General features: G+C 67.8%; 17 protein-coding genes. 5 read left to right on the forward strand and 12 right to left on the reverse strand.

The window, feature by feature from the left end:
* The first annotated feature begins 276 nt into the window (after nt 1-276).
* From ACV229_RS03995 to ACV229_RS04010, 4 genes are all read left to right on the forward strand, one after another.
* Complete coding sequence (locus tag ACV229_RS03995) at nt 277-1,497, forward strand: MFS transporter (RefSeq protein ID WP_448081821.1); 1,221 nt, start codon at nt 277-279, stop codon at nt 1,495-1,497.
* 218 nt (nt 1,498-1,715) lie between these two features.
* Complete coding sequence (locus ACV229_RS04000) at nt 1,716-2,564, forward strand: TetR/AcrR family transcriptional regulator (RefSeq protein WP_448081822.1); 849 nt, start codon at nt 1,716-1,718, stop codon at nt 2,562-2,564.
* A 92-nt stretch (nt 2,565-2,656) separates the two neighbouring features.
* On the forward strand, nt 2,657-4,411 hold the full coding sequence (locus ACV229_RS04005; RefSeq protein WP_448081823.1) for an AMP-binding protein: 1,755 nt from the start codon (nt 2,657-2,659) through the stop codon (nt 4,409-4,411).
* Nucleotides 4,412-4,437: 26 nt separating this feature from the next.
* Entirely contained in the window at nt 4,438-5,361 is a 924-nt protein-coding gene (locus tag ACV229_RS04010; protein ID WP_448081824.1) for a DUF1571 domain-containing protein, read from the forward strand.
* Nucleotides 5,362-5,421: 60 nt separating this feature from the next.
* On the opposite strand, the gene ACV229_RS04015 is transcribed toward ACV229_RS04010, so the two are convergent.
* Nucleotides 5,422-5,703 carry a hypothetical protein gene (locus ACV229_RS04015; protein ID WP_448081825.1) on the reverse strand — a complete coding sequence of 94 codons (282 nt, stop codon included), beginning with the start codon at nt 5,701-5,703 and terminating at the stop codon, nt 5,422-5,424.
* 291 nt (nt 5,704-5,994) lie between these two features.
* On the opposite strand from ACV229_RS04015, the gene hfq reads away from it, so the two are divergent.
* Nucleotides 5,995-6,591, forward strand: a complete 597-nt coding sequence (gene hfq, locus ACV229_RS04020) for an RNA chaperone Hfq (protein WP_448081826.1) — start codon at nt 5,995-5,997, stop codon at nt 6,589-6,591.
* A gap of 105 nt (nt 6,592-6,696) precedes the next feature.
* On the opposite strand, the gene ACV229_RS04025 is transcribed toward hfq, so the two are convergent.
* The 11 genes from ACV229_RS04025 to cpaB all read right to left on the reverse strand — a co-directional run bounded on the left by ACV229_RS04025 (nt 6,697) and on the right by cpaB (nt 19,160).
* Complete coding sequence (locus tag ACV229_RS04025) at nt 6,697-7,398, reverse strand: DUF2968 domain-containing protein (protein ID WP_448081827.1); 702 nt, start codon at nt 7,396-7,398, stop codon at nt 6,697-6,699.
* A gap of 55 nt (nt 7,399-7,453) precedes the next feature.
* The gene (locus tag ACV229_RS04030) at nt 7,454-8,845 is read right to left on the reverse strand and encodes a sigma 54-interacting transcriptional regulator (protein ID WP_448081828.1); all 1,392 of its coding nucleotides are present in this window, start codon (nt 8,843-8,845) and stop codon (nt 7,454-7,456) included.
* Nucleotides 8,846-8,860: 15 nt separating this feature from the next.
* Nucleotides 8,861-10,831 (reverse strand): TadG family pilus assembly protein, encoded by a 1,971-nt coding sequence (locus tag ACV229_RS04035; RefSeq protein WP_448081829.1) that lies wholly within the window; start codon nt 10,829-10,831, stop codon nt 8,861-8,863.
* A 37-nt stretch (nt 10,832-10,868) separates the two neighbouring features.
* Nucleotides 10,869-11,204: a DUF3613 domain-containing protein gene (locus ACV229_RS04040; protein ID WP_448081830.1), complete on the reverse strand. Its 336-nt coding sequence runs from the start codon at nt 11,202-11,204 to the stop codon at nt 10,869-10,871.
* A gap of 22 nt (nt 11,205-11,226) precedes the next feature.
* The gene (locus ACV229_RS04045) at nt 11,227-12,096 is read right to left on the reverse strand and encodes a pilus assembly protein (protein WP_448081831.1); all 870 of its coding nucleotides are present in this window, start codon (nt 12,094-12,096) and stop codon (nt 11,227-11,229) included.
* Nucleotides 12,097-12,119: 23 nt separating this feature from the next.
* Nucleotides 12,120-13,130 carry a type II secretion system F family protein gene (locus tag ACV229_RS04050; RefSeq protein ID WP_448081832.1) on the reverse strand — a complete coding sequence of 337 codons (1,011 nt, stop codon included), beginning with the start codon at nt 13,128-13,130 and terminating at the stop codon, nt 12,120-12,122.
* Between the two features lie 4 nt (nt 13,131-13,134).
* Nucleotides 13,135-14,145, reverse strand: a complete 1,011-nt coding sequence (locus ACV229_RS04055; RefSeq protein ID WP_448081833.1) for a type II secretion system F family protein — start codon at nt 14,143-14,145, stop codon at nt 13,135-13,137.
* Nucleotides 14,138-15,517, reverse strand: coding sequence for a CpaF family protein (locus tag ACV229_RS04060; RefSeq protein ID WP_448081834.1), 1,380 nt, complete (start codon nt 15,515-15,517; stop codon nt 14,138-14,140). Before ACV229_RS04060 ends, ACV229_RS04055 begins: the two co-directional genes overlap by 8 nt.
* Before the next feature lie 3 nt (nt 15,518-15,520).
* Nucleotides 15,521-16,795, reverse strand: a complete 1,275-nt coding sequence (locus ACV229_RS04065; RefSeq protein ID WP_448081835.1) for a fimbrial protein — start codon at nt 16,793-16,795, stop codon at nt 15,521-15,523.
* 45 nt (nt 16,796-16,840) lie between these two features.
* Nucleotides 16,841-18,175: a type II and III secretion system protein family protein gene (locus tag ACV229_RS04070; protein ID WP_448081836.1), complete on the reverse strand. Its 1,335-nt coding sequence runs from the start codon at nt 18,173-18,175 to the stop codon at nt 16,841-16,843.
* A 79-nt stretch (nt 18,176-18,254) separates the two neighbouring features.
* Nucleotides 18,255-19,160, reverse strand: coding sequence for a Flp pilus assembly protein CpaB (gene cpaB / locus ACV229_RS04075; protein WP_448081837.1), 906 nt, complete (start codon nt 19,158-19,160; stop codon nt 18,255-18,257).
* Nucleotides 19,161-19,180: the final 20 nt, after the last annotated feature.

Raw genomic sequence — 19,180 nt, forward strand, 5'->3', positions numbered from 1 at the left:
GACTCCTGATTCGGTGCGCTCGCGCGCGATTACATTACAAAAACGATACACCGCGCCTTCCGGCACACGACAACCGAGGTCCGCATGGGCGGCGCGTGCGCGTTTCGCTTCCGGCAACAATGCATTTCGTAGGGATTATTCCCGATTCGGCCGTATCGCGGGCCACATCACGCAATGCCGCGACCTACACTCGTTGAATGCCCCCGCGCCGCGCGCCTGCCGGGCGGCACGCGTATGCGAACCGTCAGGGCGCGCGCCAACGAGGAGACCTCGGCCATGAGCTGGACCCCCGAGCAACGCAACGTCACGATCGCCGCCTACCTCGGCTGGACGCTCGATGCGTTCGATTTTTTCCTGATGGTCTTCGTGCTGAAGGACATCGCGGCCGAATTCAATTCGACCATCACGGAGGTCACCGTCGCGCTCACGCTGACGCTCGCGATGCGTCCGCTCGGCGCGCTGATCTTCGGTCGGCTCGCCGACCGCTTCGGCCGCCGGCCGACGCTGATGGTCAACATCGCGTGCTATTCGCTGATCGAGCTGGCGTCGGGCTTCGCGCCGAGCCTCACGTCGCTGCTCGTGCTGCGCGCGCTGTTCGGCGTCGCGATGGGCGGCGAATGGGGCGTCGGCTCCGCGCTGACGATGGAAACCGTGCCGACCCACTCGCGCGGCGTCGTGTCCGGCCTGCTGCAGGCCGGCTATCCGAGCGGCTATCTGGTCGCATCGATCGTGTTCGGCGTGCTGTACCAGTACATCGGCTGGCGCGGGATGTTCATGGTCGGCGTGCTGCCCGCGCTGCTCGTGCTGTACGTGCGCGCGAAGGTGCCCGAATCGCCGGCCTGGAAGCAGATGGAAGAGCGCCCGCGGCCGAGCCTCGTGACCACGCTGCAGAACAACTGGAAGCTCGCCATCTACGCGGTCGTGCTGATGACCGCCTTCAACTTCTTCTCGCACGGCACGCAGGACCTCTACCCGACCTTCCTGCGCGAGCAGCATCACTTCGATCCGCATACGGTGTCGTGGATCACGATCGTGCTCAACATCGGCGCGATCGTCGGCGGCCTCGCGTTCGGCACGGTCTCGGAGAAGATCGGCCGCCGCCGCGCGATCTTCATCGCCGCGCTGATCGCGCTGCCGGTGCTGCCGCTGTGGGCATTCTCGAGCGGCCCGCTGCTGCTGGCCGCGGGTGCGTTCCTGATGCAGATCTCGGTACAGGGCGCGTGGGGGATCATTCCCGTGCACCTGAACGAGATCTCGCCCGACGAGATCCGCGCCACCTTCCCCGGCTTCGTCTACCAGCTCGGCAACCTGCTCGCGTCCGGCAACGCGACGATGCAGGCGTCGCTCGCGGAATCGCACGGCAAGAACTACAGCCTCGCGCTCGCGCTCGTATGCGGCGTCGTCGCGGTCGTGATCGCGGTCCTGATCCTGTTCAGCCCGGAACGGCGCGGCATCGACATGACGCAATCCGTCAATACGCGTAGCAGCGTCGGCTGAGCGCACCGGTTGATGCGGCGCATCATGCCGTGCGGCCCGACCTCCAAGGGCCACACGGCGATCTTTCCGCGTTTGCACATCGATCTAGAGGGTTCTGTCCAGATTCAACGCTTGCCCGCTAAGCGTGCGCTTTTTTATCTTAATAAAAACAGTTGTTTGAATTACAAATTTGAATCGATTGTTGTTCGCGGCCGGGCGACCGGCATGGGAGGCGGAACATGGCAGTGGGTCAGGTGGGACGGCCATCTGTTGGGCGGCCGGCCGGCAGCCGGCAAGCCGGCGGGACGAAAGCGCGCATTCTCGACGCAGCCGAGGACCTGTTCATCGAACACGGCTTCGAAGCGATGTCGATGCGGCAGATCACGTCGCGCGCGGCGGTCAACCTCGCGGCGGTCAACTATCACTTCGGCAGCAAGGAAGCGCTGATCCACGCGATGCTGTCGCGCCGGCTCGACCAGCTCAACCAGGAGCGCCTGCTGATCCTCGACCGCTTCGACGCGCAGATCGGCACGCACGTCACCTGCGAGCACGTGCTCGGCGCGATGTTCATCCCGGCGCTGAAGGCGTCGCGCGACCCCGAGCGCGGCGGCCGTGCGTTCCTGCGGCTGATCGGCCGCGCGTACACCGATCCGTCGCCGTTCGTGCGCAACTTCCTGACCGCGCACTATGCGAGCGTCGCGGGCCGCTTCTTCGACGCGTTCCAGCGCGCGCTGCCGAACCTGCCGCGCACCGAACTCGGCTGGCGGCTGCACTTCGCGATCGGCGCGCTGTCCGGTGCGCTCGCGGGCGCCGAGACCGAGAGCCTGATCGACGAGTTCTCGCAGGGCCGCACGATGAACGACGTGCAGATGATCGCGCGGCTGTCGTCGCTGATCGTCGCCGCGCTGAAGGCGCCGATGCCCGACAGCGCGCAGCTCGCGATCTTCGCGGCGGTGCTCGACGATGCGGGCGCGCGCGACGTGGCGAACGACCTGCCCGCTGAACCCGCCGCCGAACCTGCCGATTCGTCGGCCGATTCCCCGGCCGATGCACCCGCCAACGACGCGACGCTGCATCACGCGAACTGACCGCCCCGCGCGCAGCGGCGCCCCTAACGGGGCGCGTCGCGCTGCATGATCATCACAATTCAGCACTACGATTCAGGATTCAGGAGACAACCATGTCCGCTTCCGCAGCGCCCGCCGCGGCGCAGGTGCCGCCGAACACCGACGGCATCTGGTACGCGTCGTACCCGCCCGGCGTACCGCACGAGATCGACGTCACGCAGTACGCGTCGCTCGTCCAGTTCTTCGACGAATGCACGACGCAGTTCGCGGACCGCGTCGCGTACGTGAGCGCCGGCGCGTCGATGACCTATCGCACGCTCGCGCAGAAGGTCGCGGCCTTCGCGTCGTACCTGCAGAGCGTCGGCGTGAAGCCCGGCGACCGCGTCGCGATCATGCTGCCGAACACGTTCCAGTATCCGGTCGCGCTGTTCGGCACGCTGAAGGCCGGCGCGATCGTCGTCAACGTGAACCCGCTCTACACGGTGCGCGAACTCGCGCATCAGTTGAAGGACAGCGGCGCGCAGACGATCGTCGTGTTCGAGAACTTCGCACGCACGCTGCAGGACGCGCTGCCGGAAACGCAGGTGAAGAACGTCATCGTCACCGCGCTCGGCGATCTGCTTGCGGACGGTTTCAATGCGAAGGGCCGGCTCATCAACTTCGTGCTGAAGCACGTGAAGAAGCTCGTCCCCGCCTATCACCTGCCGCAGGCCGTGCCACTGCGCTCGGCGCTCGCGCTCGGCGCGCGCGGCAAGCCGCAGTCCGTCCCGCTCACGCGCGACGATCTCGCGTTCCTGCAATACACGGGCGGCACGACGGGTGTCGCGAAAGGCGCGATGCTCACGCACGGCAACCTGATCGCGAACCTGCTGCAGGCGAAGGCATGGATCGCCGATCAGGTCTCGGGCGACATCGAGACGGTGCTCACGCCGCTGCCGCTCTATCACATCTATTCGCTGACCGTGAACGCGTTCATCTTCATGGGGCTCGGCGGGCGCAACATCCTGATTGCGAACCCGCGCGACACGAAGATGGTGATGAAGATCATCCGCCACGAGACCTTCACGGGCATCACCGGCATCAACACGCTGTACAACGCGTTCCTCGACAACGAGGAATTCCGCAGCCGCGACTTCTCGAAGCTCAAGCTCGCGATGGCAGGCGGCATGGCGATGCAGCGCGCGGTCGCCGAACGCTTCCAGCAGGTGACGGGCCGGCCGGTCGTCGAGGGCTACGGGCTGACCGAATGCTCGCCGATCGTCACGATGAACCCCGTGAATCTGCAGGACATGGCCGCATTCAGCGGGTCGATCGGCCTGCCCGCGCCGTCGACCGTCGTGCGCTTCCGGCGCGAGGACGGCACGTGGGCCGGCATCGGCGAACCGGGCGAGCTGTGCGTGCACGGCCCGCAGGTGATGCGCGGCTACTGGCAGCGGCCCGACGAAACCGCGAAGGTGATCGACGCCGACGGCTGGCTCGGCACCGGCGACATCGGCGTGATGGACGAGCACGGTTTCGTGCGGCTGATCGACCGCAAGAAGGACATGATCCTCGTGTCGGGCTTCAACGTGTATCCGAACGAGATCGAGGAAGTGCTCGTCATGCATCCGGGCATCAGCGAAGCGGCGGCGATCGGCATTCCGGACGACGTGCAGGGCGAGCGGATCAAGGTGTTCGTCGTGCGCCGCGACCCGTCGCTCACGGTCGACGACGTGCTCGCGCATTGCCGCAAGAACCTGACCGGCTACAAGATGCCGAAATTCGTCGAGTTCCGCGACGCGCTGCCGCAGACCAACGTCGGCAAGATCCTGCGCCGCGCGCTGCGCGACGAGGAGCTCGCCAAACGCAAGCCGGCGTCGCACGGCTGAATCCATCGCACCGGGAGACGCAGCCGATGAACGAACGAACGAAGCGGCCGCTGCGCCGGCACGCGGCCGCCGCGGCCATCGCCGGCGTGCTCGCGCTGGCACAGGCGGGCGTGCACGCGCAGGAGGCCGCCACGGCGGCGAGTGCGGCGCCGGACGCCGCAGCGCTGCCGGCCGACCTCGCGAAAGTGGCCCGCGCGAGCGCCGCGCAGCAGGCACGATGGCTGCGGACCGCCGCGCAGCAAGGGGCGCTCGCGAAGCTCGACGACGCGACACTCACCGCGCTGTTCAAGGCGCTCGACCCGCTCGCCGTGCCCGAATACATCAGCACCGGGCCGATCGGCTATCCGGCGTATCAGTTCACGATGCGCCGCCAGGAACGCATCAGCGGGAAGTGGCCGGACACGCCCGATCACATGCTCGTCAAGACCACGCGGGAACCGCTCAAGGTCTACGCGAAATGGCTGCCGGACGGCGCGCATGCCGGCCAGGAAATCATCTACGACTCGACGTTGCGCAAGGACGAGATGTATGGCCATCTCGGCGGGCTGCTCGGCAAGCTGCCGCTGTGGACGGCGATCGACGGCGCGCTTGCGCGTGCGCAATCGAATCACCAGGTGAAGGATCTCGGCACCGAATTCATCGCGAACCTGTACCTGACCGAGGGGAAGAAGTACCGCGAAGCGGCCGTCGAGCGCCCGACCCATGTGGAAGCGAAGACGGTCGACGGCGTGCGGGTCGTCGCCCTCACCTACGAGACGCCGACGGGTCGGCCGCAGTTCTACGCGAAGAAGGAAATCCTGGGGCTCGACCTGCACGCGCCCTATTTCCGGACCGTCGAATCGTATGACAACGACGGACGGATCTTCGAGCGCATCGTCATCGAGAAGATCGCGCCGGCGACGCTCGACGACACCGCGTTCGATCCGAAGAATCCGGACTACAAGTTCTGAGGCACGCCGGCGGCACGCGTGTCGCGAGGCCGCCGGATGCATGCGTCACGTCGGCGTCGCTCAATCGTCATCGTCGTCGTGATGCCGGTGCCAATGCTTGTAGTAGTGCTTGCGCCACTTGCGATAGTGCTCGTCGTCGTCATCGCCTTCGTAGCCGTATCCGTAGCCCGGGTAGGCGACCACCGCCGGCTGCGGCGCCACATAGACCGGCGCCGGCTCGGCATAGACCGGCGCAACCGGCAAGCCGATGCCGACCGCGACGTCGACGTGCCCCGCCATCGCACTGCCGGAAGCCAGCAACGCTGCACCCCCGACCCACACTGCCATTCGCCTCTTGTTCATGTTTTCGATCTCTGATAAGCCGGCTCCGCCGACGCGCGCGACGACTGTAATCGAGCGGCGCGGCGGCAGGTGCAACGGCGCTGCGAGAGTCGTAACGCGACGTAACAGGGTGGCTGGCCGTTTAGCCGGATCGCCGAAACGCGTGGAACCGTCTATAGTGGGTTACGGTTCGACACAATCACGGGCGCGCGCAGCGGGATCGAACAAGGTAAAATCCCGCACAAACATCCTGTGGATTCGACGCCACACACGCACAACATATTTTCTGACGCAGGCTCCTGCCGCATCTCAATGGCCAATCCCGCAGAATCCCATCCGCAAAACGACTTCATCAATTCCGCGCGCAAGGAACGTAAGCGCGTTGAAATCTATCTCGTCAACGGCATTCGCCTGACGGGTTGCATCGAGTCGTTCGACCAGTATCTGGTGATGCTGCGCACCCCCGTGGGTCTGCAAGGCATCTATAAGCGTGCGATTTCCACGATCCAGCTCGACACGGGCGGCTCGCGCCCGGGCGGCGGCGGTCCGCGCGGCCCGCGCACCGGCGGCGGCCGTCCCGGCGGCCGCGAAGGCGGCGGCCACAGCCCGTACGGCTCGCACGGCGGCTCCCGCGAATCGCGCGGCGACAGTTACGGGTCGCGCGAACCGCGTGAAGGCTACACCCCGCGCGAGCCGCGCGAGGGCTACACCCCGCGCGAGCCCCGCGAAGGCTACGGCGCGCCGCGCGAACCCCGCGAGGGCTACACGCCGCGCGAGCCACGCGAAGGTTACGGCGCGCCGCGCGATACCGGCGACCAGCCGGCCTCTTCCGCTCCGTCGGAATCGCGCAGCAGCAACGGGCCGGTGATCGTCACCCGGCGCCGGCGAATCGTGCCGGACGGCCAATAAGGCAAAAGGGCAAGCCCGCGGGCTTGCCCTTTTTTTCTGTCACTTTCCTGTACCGTACGCCGGCCGCGGCGCGGCTTGTCGCCGCACGCGCGAGGCCGGTTCCGTTCAGCGCACGCCGCCCGGCAACCCGGCGTCGGCTTCACGCTGCAGCGAGCGCACCTGCTGCTGCAACGCGCGCAATTGCGACTGCAGCTCCGCCTGCTGCGCTTGCAATGCCACCGTTTCGCTGCGCACCGTCTTCTGGCGATCCGTCACGGCCGTCTGCTGTTCGCGCGCGATCGAAATGTCCGCCTGCAGGCGCCGCGCCCGCTCCTGCGCCGCATCGATCTGACGATCCATCTGCGCCTTCTGCGATTCCAGCCGGGCCGCCCGCAATTCGTTGACCGCAAGACGCTCGGCCTGGCGCGAGAAATCGCGGTAGATCGCTTCCGCGCGCGTCTCGTCGTAGGACTTGATCACGCGCCAGAACGCCTTCTGCTGAAACAGCGCGACGAAATACGCGCCGTCCTTGACGTTGAACAGGAGGCTGGCACCGTAGCTGCCGTTGTAGCTGGTGCGCATTTCCGTCAGCGAGTGCGCCTGGATCTGGCGCTGCAGTTCGTCGACCGTGCTCGGGCCGGTCGTATCGCCCGCCTGCATCTGCATCGGCGCCTGAGAATCAAGCGACGGAATCGCGACGACGGGCGCCGACGCCTGCTGCACCGCTGCCGATGGATCACCCGCCAAGCCTTGCGCATACGCGCCCTGCATGCCGCCCAACATGACGAGCATCACGCATGCCCGCCCCATCCCCGTAATCTGGTTCATGAAATGCAATTCCCGCACCAAGTCGTTGTAATTTTGCGCGCCATTATCTCATTAATTACTCGTTTTCGCGGGTCTCGGGCTCCTCGTCGAAGATCTGGTATTTACGCATTTTTTCCCACAGCACCTTGCGGCTGATGCCGAGTTGCTGGGCGGTGTCCTGACGGCGCCAGCCGTTCGCGTCGAGGGCGGCGATCACGCGGCTGCGTTCGCCCATGTCCCACTTGCTGCGGTCGACGAAGACTTCGGCCGCGCTCTCCGCCGGCACCGGCTGCGCGGCGCTGCGCGCGTGCGCGACCAGCCGCTGCAGCCGCGCGGCGTCCCAGCCGCCGGTCTGGCGCACCGTCACGCCGACGCGCTCGGCCAGGTTGCGCAGCTCGCGCACGTTGCCGGGGAAATAGCTGTCGGCGACGGCGTCCGCGAGCCAGTACGGCAGGTCCGGAAGCTGCGCGAGCTTTTCGTCGCCGACAACCTGCGCGACGAACGACTTGAACAGCGCGATCTTGTCGACCGCGCCGCGCTCCTCGAGCGATGGAATGCTCAGCTCGATCACCGCGAGCCGGTAGTAGAGATCGGCGCGGAACTGGCCGTCCTTGACGAGCTGCGGCAGCTTCTTGTTGCTCGCCGCGACGAGCCGGAAATCGACCTTGACGGGCGACGTCGCGCCGACCCGCAGCACCGCGCCGTCCTCGAGCACGCGCAGCAGCTTGACCTGCTGGTAGAGCGGCAGGTCGCCGACCTCGTCGAGGAACAGCGTGCCGCCGGCGGCCTGTTCGAAGTAGCCTTTATGCGCCACAACCGCGCCGGTGAACGATCCTTTCGCATGCCCGAAGAACAGCGACTCGAACAGGCCATCCGGAATCGCGCCGCAGTTGACCGGCACGAATTCGCCGAGCCGGTAGCGCGAGTGCTTATCGTGGAGCAGTTGCGCAATGCGCTCCTTGCCGACGCCGGTTTCACCGTGCAGCAGCACGTTGGTGTCGCAGTCGGCGAACGTGTCGACTTCGTGCAGCAGCGCCTGCATCGATTCCGAATGCGCGACGAGCTCGAACGGACGCAGCGTTTCCGCCGCGTGCGCGCGCAGTTGCGTGACGAGCTTGCCGACCATCCCGCGCAGTTCCGCGCAGGTGAAGTCGAGCGGCAGGATGTGCGAATACTCGGGCGGATACTGCGACGAATCGTGATCGCGCGCGGCGCCGACCCACACGACGGGCATGCCGATGTTGGCTTGCCAGTCGCGCAGGAAGGCGGCGCCGCTTTCGATCATCGTCACGCTGATGATCGCGAGCGACGGACGCAGCGCGGCGCGTTCGGGCGAGATTTCCGCGTTGTCGGCGCGGATCACTTCGACGTCGAAGCTCGCCATACACCGGGCGACGCGGTCGACGATGTCCGCCTTACCTTCCCAGACGTACAGGTCGAGCTCTTCGATTGCTGGCGTGGTTCTCATTCTTCGGGAGCAGCTTCAATAAACGAGTTGGGGCGTGCCACAAGTCAGGCCGATCTGATGCACGGTGGCCTGGCCGATCCCGGCACCGAGCAGGTTCAGGATCGGCACCAGCAGGCTGTTGAGCAGCGGCACGATCAGATTCAGGATCGGCTGCAGGATTGCCGCGACCAGCGGCGTCACCGTCTGAATCGGCACGGAAATAATGCCCGCGATTGTCAGCGGGCCGATCGACAGCATGTTCAGGTTGAGGATCTGCGAACTCAGCGGAACGGAACTCGTCGTCCAGTACGCCGGGCAATTCGACGGGACGTCCTTCTCCACGCAGAACTGCGGCGGGCTCGCGCTGTTGCTGTAGTACGCCGGAGAGGACGAGCCTTGCGAACCGCCCGCGCCCAGCGTGAGAATCGGCCCGGTGCTCGAAATCGGCAACGAGATCAGCGGAAAGCTCCCGATCAGCGGCACGGTCACCGTCACCCCGACCGACGTCGCGGTACCCGGGCAGCCGCTGTTCGACGCCAGATTGATCCACCCCGAGGCGGTCGTTGGCGCATTGCCGACGCACAGGCTCGCCACATTCGGCGTCGCGCTGATCGTGACCCAGCTCGGTTTCTGGCTGGTGCTGTTTTCGCAGTCGATCGTCTCGAGATTCGCGGTCGCCGGGCCGCCCACCAGCAGATAAATGGGGATCTTGAGTCCGCTGATCGTCGCTACCAACAGATTGATGTCCGGCAGCGCGATATTCAGCGACAACCCGATCTGGCTGTTCGTCGCCTGCGTGCGATAGACGCCGCCGACCTTCCCCGCTTCGCCGATCGCGGGCGACGGCGGCGTCAGAATCTGCAACTGCAGCCCGGCGAGATTGGTCGGGAATCCGAAACCGGCCAATTGCCCGGTCGACAGACTCACGGTCGCGGCAGACTGCGACGTCGAGTTCCCGAGGGTCACGGCGGCCATCACGAGGTCGAACAGATCGACATTCGCCTGCGCCGCCGCGTTGGCGGCCTGGGCCGGACTCTGCCCCTGCGGCACGCCCAGTTGAATCACGGCCGACGTCGGCGGGCTTTGCCCCTGGTTCGGGTTGATGACCGTCACCTGCTGGTTGCCGACGTTGACGCTCAGCGAACGGATGATCAGGTTCAGTGCGGCCGTCGCATCGGCCAGGTTCACGTTGGCCGCCGCATTCTTGTTGAGCGCCTGCACCGACGCGTTGAGGAGGCTGGACACGCTGACCGTCGTATTCACGAGCCCCGACGGCGTGCCGGCATTCAGCGACGTCGCGAGATCCCCGAGGCGGATGTTCGCGCTCGCCAGCGCCCCATAGCAGCCCACGGTCAGGTTCAGCGCGCTCCCCGAGCCCAGCAGGCTGCCGAGCAGGATGTTGAGCAGGCCGTTGGACGACCAGTCCGCCACGCCCGTGGTGCCGCACGTCGTCGAGCCGAGTGACAGCAGCCCGCCCGCCACCGAGAACGAGTCGATATTGGTCGCCCGCGCGGTCGCGCTCGCCGAGATCTTCGTCGGCGCGGCGCCCAGCCCGCCGAACAGCCCCATGAAGGTGTACGTCATGTTGCGCGTCATCGTGACCTGCGCCGCGTTGATCGGGAACACGGTCGCCGGACTCACGTAGTAATTCGGCGGCGGCGACGCGGACGACTGCACGGTCGGCGGATCCCAGCGGCCGCACGTCGTGTTGATCTGGTCCTGCCCCGACGCGGGCGACCCGGTGCCGACCGCATTCTTGTCGTTGGCGGTCGCACTGTTCTGCGCGTTCGTCTTGACGTTCGTGCAGTTCGTGTCCGTCTGGTTGATCCGCGCAACCGCCGCGACCGCCGCCATGTCGGCGATGCGCTGCAGATCCCGGCGCTGGAAGTACAGGTTGCCGACGTCGATCGACATGAGGATCACGATCGCCACGAGCACCCATACGGCCGCCATCACCGCGACGGCGCCGCGCTGACCGCGCCTGCGCGGGCAGTCAGGCCGGGTCATGTGCAATCCTGAGAATCGAACCGGACGCATCGCTGCCTCAGTAAGAAGACTGCGTCGAACCCTGCCCGCCGCCCGCCACGCCGCCGTTTGCGTTCAGCGGCGAGCCCATCGAGTCCGGAATCTTGTTCTTGAACGAGTCGAGATAGCGCTTGTATACGAGCGACGCGGCGTCGCCGAGCATCGGCGCCGCGGGAGCGGCCGCCTGGTTGTCGCGCTGCAGCGCGAGCCATGCGTCCGTCGAATGACCGATCTCCGAAGCATTCGGCGCGGGCTGCTGGCCGTATGCCGCAGTGGCCGCGCCGACCAGCGCGAGCAGCGCCACGCCACGGCGCACGCGTGCCGGTCCGATGAATTTCTTGTCGTTGTCCGTCATGACGCTTCCCCCGATTGTCTTGTCATTGCGCGAACCGCTGCAGCAGCGGCGCGGTTGGATCGAATCCCTGGATGCTCGCGACCGGCGCGGCGCGCTTCGCGGCACCGCTCTCCGCGACGTCGACGACGCTGCCCGACCCGATCATCGCGACGGCCGGCGCGGCGCGCCGCCACACGTGCGAAGCCGCGATGATCCGCGTCGCGTCGTTGCGGATGTCGTTGCGGACTTCCGGCGACAGCTTCTGCTGGCTCATCAGCTTCTGCGCGTCGCGCGTGCGGCCGGATGCGAGCAGGTACAGCGTCAGGTTGCTGATGATCTTCGGATTGCTCTGGTCGAGCTCGGCCGCCTTCATCAGCGGCACCCGTGCGCCCTGGACGTCGCCGCTGCGCAGCTTCGCGTAAGCAAGATCGGACAGCATCGACGCATCGGTCGGCGCAAGCACCGACGCCTGCGACAATGCCTGCGACGCGCGCTCAAAATCGCCCGCGGCGCCGGCGATCAGCCCGAGCCCGCGATACCCGCGCGCCGCGAGCGGCGTGTTCAGCAGTTGCGTATAGACGGCCGCGCTCGCGGCCGGCTGGTCGGTCATGCGCAGCGCATCGGCGCGCAGCAGGATCGACTCCGGCGACGCGCCGTACTGCTTTTCGTACGCGTCGATATGCGCGAGCGACGCGTAGTACAGGCCCTGCGACTGCATCCGCTCGATCAGCCCGAGGTACATGCCCGGCGTATCGGGCGCGGCCGGCTTCTGGCCGGCCGCATCCATCAGCGCGGCGCGCTCGGCCTGTGCGCCGACGCCGTAGCCGCTTTCCTTGAACGTCGAGCACGCGCCGAGCGACGCGGCGATTGCCGCCACGCCCGCCAGTTTCGCGATTCCACCGATCCGTTTCATCTTCGTTCCTTCCGTTCGCAGCGTCAGTGCTGCGCCTGCCCGAGCGCGCGCAGCACCGAGATCATCCCCGGCCCGGCGGTCACGATCAGCAGCGCCGGCAGCAGCGTGATGATCATGACGCCCGTCATCTTCACGGTCAGCCGGCCGATGCGCTCGCGCAGCATCGCGCGGCGCGCCTCGCGCAGCCGGTCGCCGAACTGCTTGAGCGGCTCCTGCACGGCGCCGCCGTGCTTGTCGACCTGGATCAGCAAGCGCACGATCGCGCGCAGATCCTCGTTCTCGAAACCCGACGACAGCCGCTGCAGCGATTGCTCGCGCGTGCGCCCCGCCGCGAACTGCCGCTGCGCGATTTCCATCTCCGACGACAGCACCGGCATCATCCCCTTGAAGTCGTTCGTCACGACCTGGATGCTCTGGTCGAGCGACAGGCCGACGCCCTGCAGCAGGCGCAGCATGTCGACAAGCAGCGGCAGTTCGTCGACGACGCATTGCCGGCGATTTGCAGCACGGCGCCGCACGTAGAGCTTCGGCAACATGAAGCCGGCGATGAACGACATGCCCACGCCGAGCAGCCATCTCCCGCCGTGCACGTGCGCGCCGACGAACCCGATGAACAGCAGCGGCACGACGAGCGCGCAGGCGATTCGCGTGCTCAGGAACAGTCCGCGCGTGCGCGCATCGACGTAGCCGCACTGCTCGAGCAGCAGGCGGTCCTCTTCCGCGACCACGTGCCGGCCGATGCCCGTATCGAGCCAGCGCATCCCGGCCGCCGACAGGCGGTCGAGCACGATCGCGACCCGCGTCCGACGGCTGGCTGCCGCCGGCGCTTCGCTGTTCTGCCGGGCCGCCCCCGCGTCCAGCGCCGCCCGCGCGCCCGCCGCCTCCAGCACCGCCGCGCGCCGCTCGAGCGCGTCGGCCAGCGTGCGGCCGCTGCGCGTCTGGGCGCCGGCGCGGCGCACCGCGAGCACCGCCAGCAGCAGCATCCCGAGAGCGCCGAGCGCCAGGGCAATCGATCCGAGTTGATAGGCTGTCATCGCGTCACCTGAGCCGAGCCATCCGGTACAGCCAGAGACCGCCCGCGACCTGTAGCAGGAAGGCCACGAACAGCAGCTGCCGCCCCGTGTAATCGTTCCACATCGACTGCAGATACCGCGGATTGGCGGCGATCACGAAACTGCCGATCGCGATCGGCAGCATCACGAGCACCCACGCCGACAGCCGCGTTTCCGACGACATCGCCGCGAGTTCGCGCTCCGCCTGCTCCAGGTCGCGCATGAACGTGGACATGCGGTCGAGCATCACGTCGGCGCGGCCGCCATACCGGACCGACAGCCGCAGCACCGACCCGACCAGTTCGAACTCCTTCGTGTGATAGACGTTCGCGACGTGCATCATCGCGCGGTCGATCTCGATGCCGGTACGCAGCATCCGCGACACATGGTCGAGACACCCGCGCAGCGGCGCTTCGGTCGTCAGCAGCGCTGCCTGGAATGCGGCCGGCACGCTGTTGCCGAGCGTGACGAGGCGCACGATCCCGTCGAGGAACGACGGCAGTTGCCGGACGATCAGCAGGCGCCGCCGCTGGATCCGCGACACGAGCCAGAAGGTGAGCAGCGCAACGCCGCCGACCAGCGCGGCGCAGCACGCGAGCAGCCCGCCGCGGCTGCCGGCGACGAGCCCCACGCCGGCGAGCGCCAGCAACGCGAGCGTGGCCTTGCCGCGCGCGTCCTCGATCCCGGCGCGGCTCGTCAGGTTGGCCGCATACTCGGCGCCGAGGTCGCGCCAGCGCGCCCAGCGCGATGCCGGCGGGCCGGAACGCGCCGCGGCCATGCCGGGCGGCTGTTGCGCGGCGCGCGCGGCCTGCGCCGTCGCAGGTCCGCCCTTTGCCGGCTGGCCCGCACCCGCGCGCGCGGCCGGCTCGATCCGGCTGTCGATGAAGCGCTGCGCGTCCGCGCGCTCGCGCTTGCGTTCGCCTTGCCGCCACAGCAGCAGCGCGGCGGCCACGCAGATGAACGCGAGCGCCAGCGCGCCCGCCATCACGCTATACATTGAAGCCTCCGCCGCCGCGGCCGAAGCCGCCGAACCCGCCTCCGCCGAAACCACCGCCACTGCCGCCACCGCCGAATCCGCCGCCCGACAGCGCCTGACGGAAGCGCGCGAGCTTCGGCGAATGCGGATGGATGCCGAGGGATTCCCAGTTGTCGATCTCCTCGCCGTCGGGCGTCACGCGCGCCTCGTAGCGGTACAGCTCCTGCGTCGCGATGATGTTGTCCGACAGTCCGGTCACCTCGGTGACCGACAGGATGCGCCGCCGGCCGTTGGACAGCCGCCCGATCTGCACGATGAAGTCGATCGCGTTCGCGATCTGGCGGCGCAGGCTCGACTCCGTGCCCTGGAAGCCCGCGAAGCCGGCCAGCATCTCGAGACGGTACAGGCACTCGCGCGGGGAACTCGCGTGCACGGTGCCCATCGAGCCGTCGTGGCCGGTGTTCATCGCCTGCAGCATCTCGAGCACCTCGCCGCCGCGCACTTCGCCGACGATGATGCGGTCCGGCCGCATCCGCAGCGTGTTGCGCAGCAGGTCACGGATCGTCACCACGCCGGTGCCGTCGAAGCCGCCCGGCCGGCTCTCGAGCCGCACGACGTGCGGGTGGTTCAGCGACAGTTCGGCCGTGTCCTCGATCGTCACGACGCGTTCCGGCTCGGGAATGTGGAACGCGAGCGCGTTGAGCAGCGAGGTCTTGCCCGAGCTCGTGCCGCCCGACACGAGGACGTTGCAGCGCGCCTCGACGGCGGCCTCGAGCAGCGCGCCGATCTCCTCGTTGTAGGTGCCGTTGCCGAGCAGGTCGGCCGGCTTCAGCGGATCCTTGCGGAACTTGCGGATCGACACGACCGGCCCGTCGATCGACAGCGGCTCGATGACCACGTTCACGCGCCCGCCGTCCGGCAGCCGCGCGTCGACCATCGGGTTCGATTCGTCGAGACGGCGGCCGATCGGCGCGAGGATCCGGCGCACGATCCGCAGCAGGTGCGCGTTGTCGGTGAAACGCACCGGCAGCTTCGCCAGGATTCCGTGACGCGACACGTAGATGTCGTTGTAGCCGTTGATCAAAATGTCCTCGACGTGCGGATCGGCGAGCAGATCCTCGATCGGCCCGAATCCGGCGAGCTCCTTCGTCAGCGCCTCCGCGATCGTGCGCACCTCGTTCTCGTTCAGCGGAATGCGGCGCAGGCGCACGAAGCTGTCGATCTCCAGGTCGACGAACTGGTTGATCGCCTGTCGCGACCAGCGGCCGAATTCGGCGCCCAGTTCCTCGATGCGCGTCAGCAGGTGCTCGTGCGCGGCATTCTTGATGTCGTGGAATTGCTGCGTCTGGGAGAACGGCGCGGCGCCGTCGGCAAATTGAATGTCGTGTGCCATCGCTTACGACCGCTTGGACGAAGGTTGAATGAAGCGCTTCAGCGCGGAAAGGCCCGACGCGGCGCGCGGTGCGGCGGCGACGCCGGTCAGCCGTTCGGCGAGCGGCTCGAGCGCGCGCACGTACGGATCGCGCTCGGCCGCGTCGACGATGAGCCGGCCCTGGTTGGCCGCATGGCCGATCGGCACGCGGCGCGCGGGCAGCGTCGCCAGCTGGCCGATCCCGAGACGCTCGGCGATCTGGCCGGGCGTCAGGTTGAGCGCCGGATCGTACTGGTTGACGACGAGCCGGATCTTGCCGATGTCGACGCCCGTATCGCGCAGCCCTTCGAGCAGATCGACGGCCGACACGATCGACGCGACGCCCTGGTCGCAGACGAGCCACGCCTCGTCGGCCGCCGCCGCGATCTGCGCGACGAACTCGCGGTTCGAGAATCCGCCGAGATCGACGATCTGCTGGTCGAAGAACGCGCGCAGCCGGTTCAGCAGGCCGACGCTCGACGCATACGACACGTCGCGCAGGTCGGCAAGGTTCGGCGGCAACGTGGTCAGCGCGACGCCGCTCGCATGGCGGGTCAGCGCGGTGTTGACGAACGTGCGGTCGATGCGGCGCAGGTTGCGCACGGCCTCGACGAAATGGAATTCGCAACGCGTGTTGAGGAACAGTGCACCGTCTCCCGCGGGCAGGCCGAGATCGACGAGCGCGGTCTGCCGGCCGTGCGGCGCAGTGGCGCCGAACGCAGCCGCGCGACTGTCCGCGCCAGGCGCTGCGCGCTTTTGCAGCAACACCGCCAGGTTCGTGGCGAGCGTGCTCACGCCCATCCCGGCGCGCGCGCCGAGCAGCGCGACGAGCTTGCCGTGACGGTTCGCCGGCTCGCCGCTGACGTGTTCGAGCAATCCGCGCGTGATGCGCAGCGCGTCGTCCGCGGGCCCGGACACGTCGATGAAGTCGCGCACGCCGGCCCGCAGCGCGGCCAGCGCGCTTTCGGGTTCGGCCAGCGTGCCGAGCGCGACGACCGGCAACCCCGGATGCGAGAGCCGCACTGCCGCGGCGGCCGCGCTCGCGGCCGCCTGTGCGCCGGAGAAGTCGATGAAGACGATCGCCGGGTTGAGTCCCGAGATGCGCTGTGCGAGCGCGGCCGGCTCGAGCGGCGCGGCCTCGACCGCGCCGGCCGACACCAGCGTCTTGCCCAGCCAGCTGACGTGCTTGTCCTGCTGCGACGCGCACACGAAATAGTCGGTCACGGCGGGCTCAGCCAAGGAAAGGGTTCTCGCGTTCATGTTGAACACCCCCGGTTGCATTCCGCGCGACGACACGCCCCGCGTTCATTTCGAAAACCCCGGCGCCGCATCGGGCGACGCAATGCCGCCGAGGAACGACCGCCACACCGGTCCGTCGCGCTGCTCGGACAGCTCGCCCGGCGTCGCCGGCAACGATGCGCCCTTCGCGATCGGCGCAACGAGATGCGGCGTCACGATGATCACCAGCTCCTTGTCGTTCTGCTGATAGTTCAGGTTCTTGAAGAACGTCCCGATGATCGGCAGGTCGCCCAGGAACGGCACCTTGTTGACGTTCGAAATCGTCTCGCGATCGATCAGGCCGCCGATCACGAAGCTCTCGCCGTCGCCGAGCTCGACTGTCGTGTCGGCGCGGCGCGTCGTGATCGCGGGCACCGACACGCTGTTGATCGTCACGCCGTGCGCGAAATCGAGCTGGCTCGATTCCGGCGCGACCTTGAGCGCGATGCGGCGCGGGCTCAGCACGGTCGGCGTGAGCGTCAGGCCGACACCGTACTGCTTCCACTGGATCGCCGTCGACCCGAGCGCCTGCGGCACCGGCACCGGAATTTCGCCGCCCGCGAGAAAGCTCGCGCTCTGGCCGGACAGCGCGACGAGCGTCGGCTGCGCGAGCACGCGTGCAAGATTGTTGGCCTCGAGAATCGACAGGTTCCCGAAAATGCCGCGGCCGGCCGAATTCACGACGAGGTTGAACGCGGATGCGATCGGGAGGCCGGCCGTCGCCTGGAACGCCGACGTCGCGCCGCCGGTCACCGACTGCAGTCCGCCGGGCGTGAATGCACCGAACGCGAAACCGTTGCTCTGCTTGAAGAAGTTCAGGCCCACCTCCTTCAATACCGAACGGCTGAACTCGACGACGCGCACGTCGACCTGCACAGTGTTCTTGCCGCCGACCGTCGACGTGTCGATCACCATGCCATCCTTGCCGCTCATGCGCTTGCCGACGGCAGCGGCCCGCTCGTGCGCATCGAGCGACACCGCCGACCCGGACACCACCGACGTGCCGCCATAGGCCTTCACACCGGGCGTCGAATCATCGAGCACGGCCTGCGCGGCCGCATCGACGACATTGACGTTCCATACGGTCGGCTCGTCGCGGCCGCGCTCCCACAGCATCACGTTCGTCGAACCGGGCGCCTTCGCGACCAGCAGGACGGTGCCGGCACGGCCGCCCTTCATTACGAGCACGTCGGCAACCGACGGATCGCCGACCGCAACCCGCTGCAGCGCGTGCCCGGCGGCGATCTGCCGCTGCGCACCGACTGCGAGGTCGATCGAACCGCTCACGCCGGCGGCCCCCGCGAGCGCTGCGAACGTCATGGCCCAGAGGGCAATTGCGAAAGCAATCAATTTGTTTGTCATTGTGTCGGAGACCGTCGAGCGGCCCTCTCCCTTCCGTTGCTGCTGTCGATGATCGTGTGCGCTGTCGTTCCGCTGTTGTTCAATAGGCAACCGTCTCGGTCCGCCCCCCGCGAATCACTTCGATGCGGCCGTTGCCCGATCGCGCGACGACCGGCGACCTCGGCGCGGCCGGTGCGCGCGGCAGGTTGCGCGCCCGTCCCGCGGACAGCTCGTCGAGCGACATCCCGGCGGCGGCCACGGCCGACGGCGCCTGGTTGACCGCCGTGCGCATTGCTACGGTCTGCGTAGCGATCTCGTCGTCGTGCGGATTGCGCAGCGCCAGCGTCAGGCGGCCGCTCGCCTCGGCAAGCGTCAGCGCGTCGATCTGCGCGGTCGGCACCGCGAGCACGGCCGTGCGCACCGCGCCCGTCGCGCCTGCGCCGCCATCGCGATCGGGCGTCGCGTCGCCGAACGACAGCACGCGCACTTTCGACAGCAGCAGGCGCGCCTGCGTCATCGGAATCTCGGCGCTCGACTGGACGCCGCCGGCGCCGTCGCGCCGCAGGTTCAGGAACACGTCGACGAAATTGCCGGGCCGCAGCCGGTTGCCGACCGCATTCGACTCGTCGACCTTGACCGCGACGGCGCGCTCGCCCGGCGCGACCTGATCCGCGAGCCCCGACGTCAGCGCGTTCTCGAGCACCGGCGATGCGGCGAGGATGTCGCTCGCCGGCACGCGGCCGACGAGCGGCGACGGGTCGTTGAACCCGCCTGTCGGCAATGCCGGCGCCGGCGCGAGCTTCAACGCGTCGGCAGGAATCGGCTGGCCGGCCGGCAACAGACGCGCCGCCACGACGATCTGCACGGTCTTCGTCGCGACGGCCGGAGACACGGCCGCAACAGGCGCGCGCGCCGGACCGCGCCCGAGCATCCATGCGTAGATCCCGAGCAGAACGGCGATCGCGATCAGCAGCCCGGCGATGATCTTCGTCAAGTTGTTGGCCATGGTAAGTGTTGGGTGCCGTA

This window comes from Burkholderia sp. MR1-5-21 (assembly GCF_053427715.1).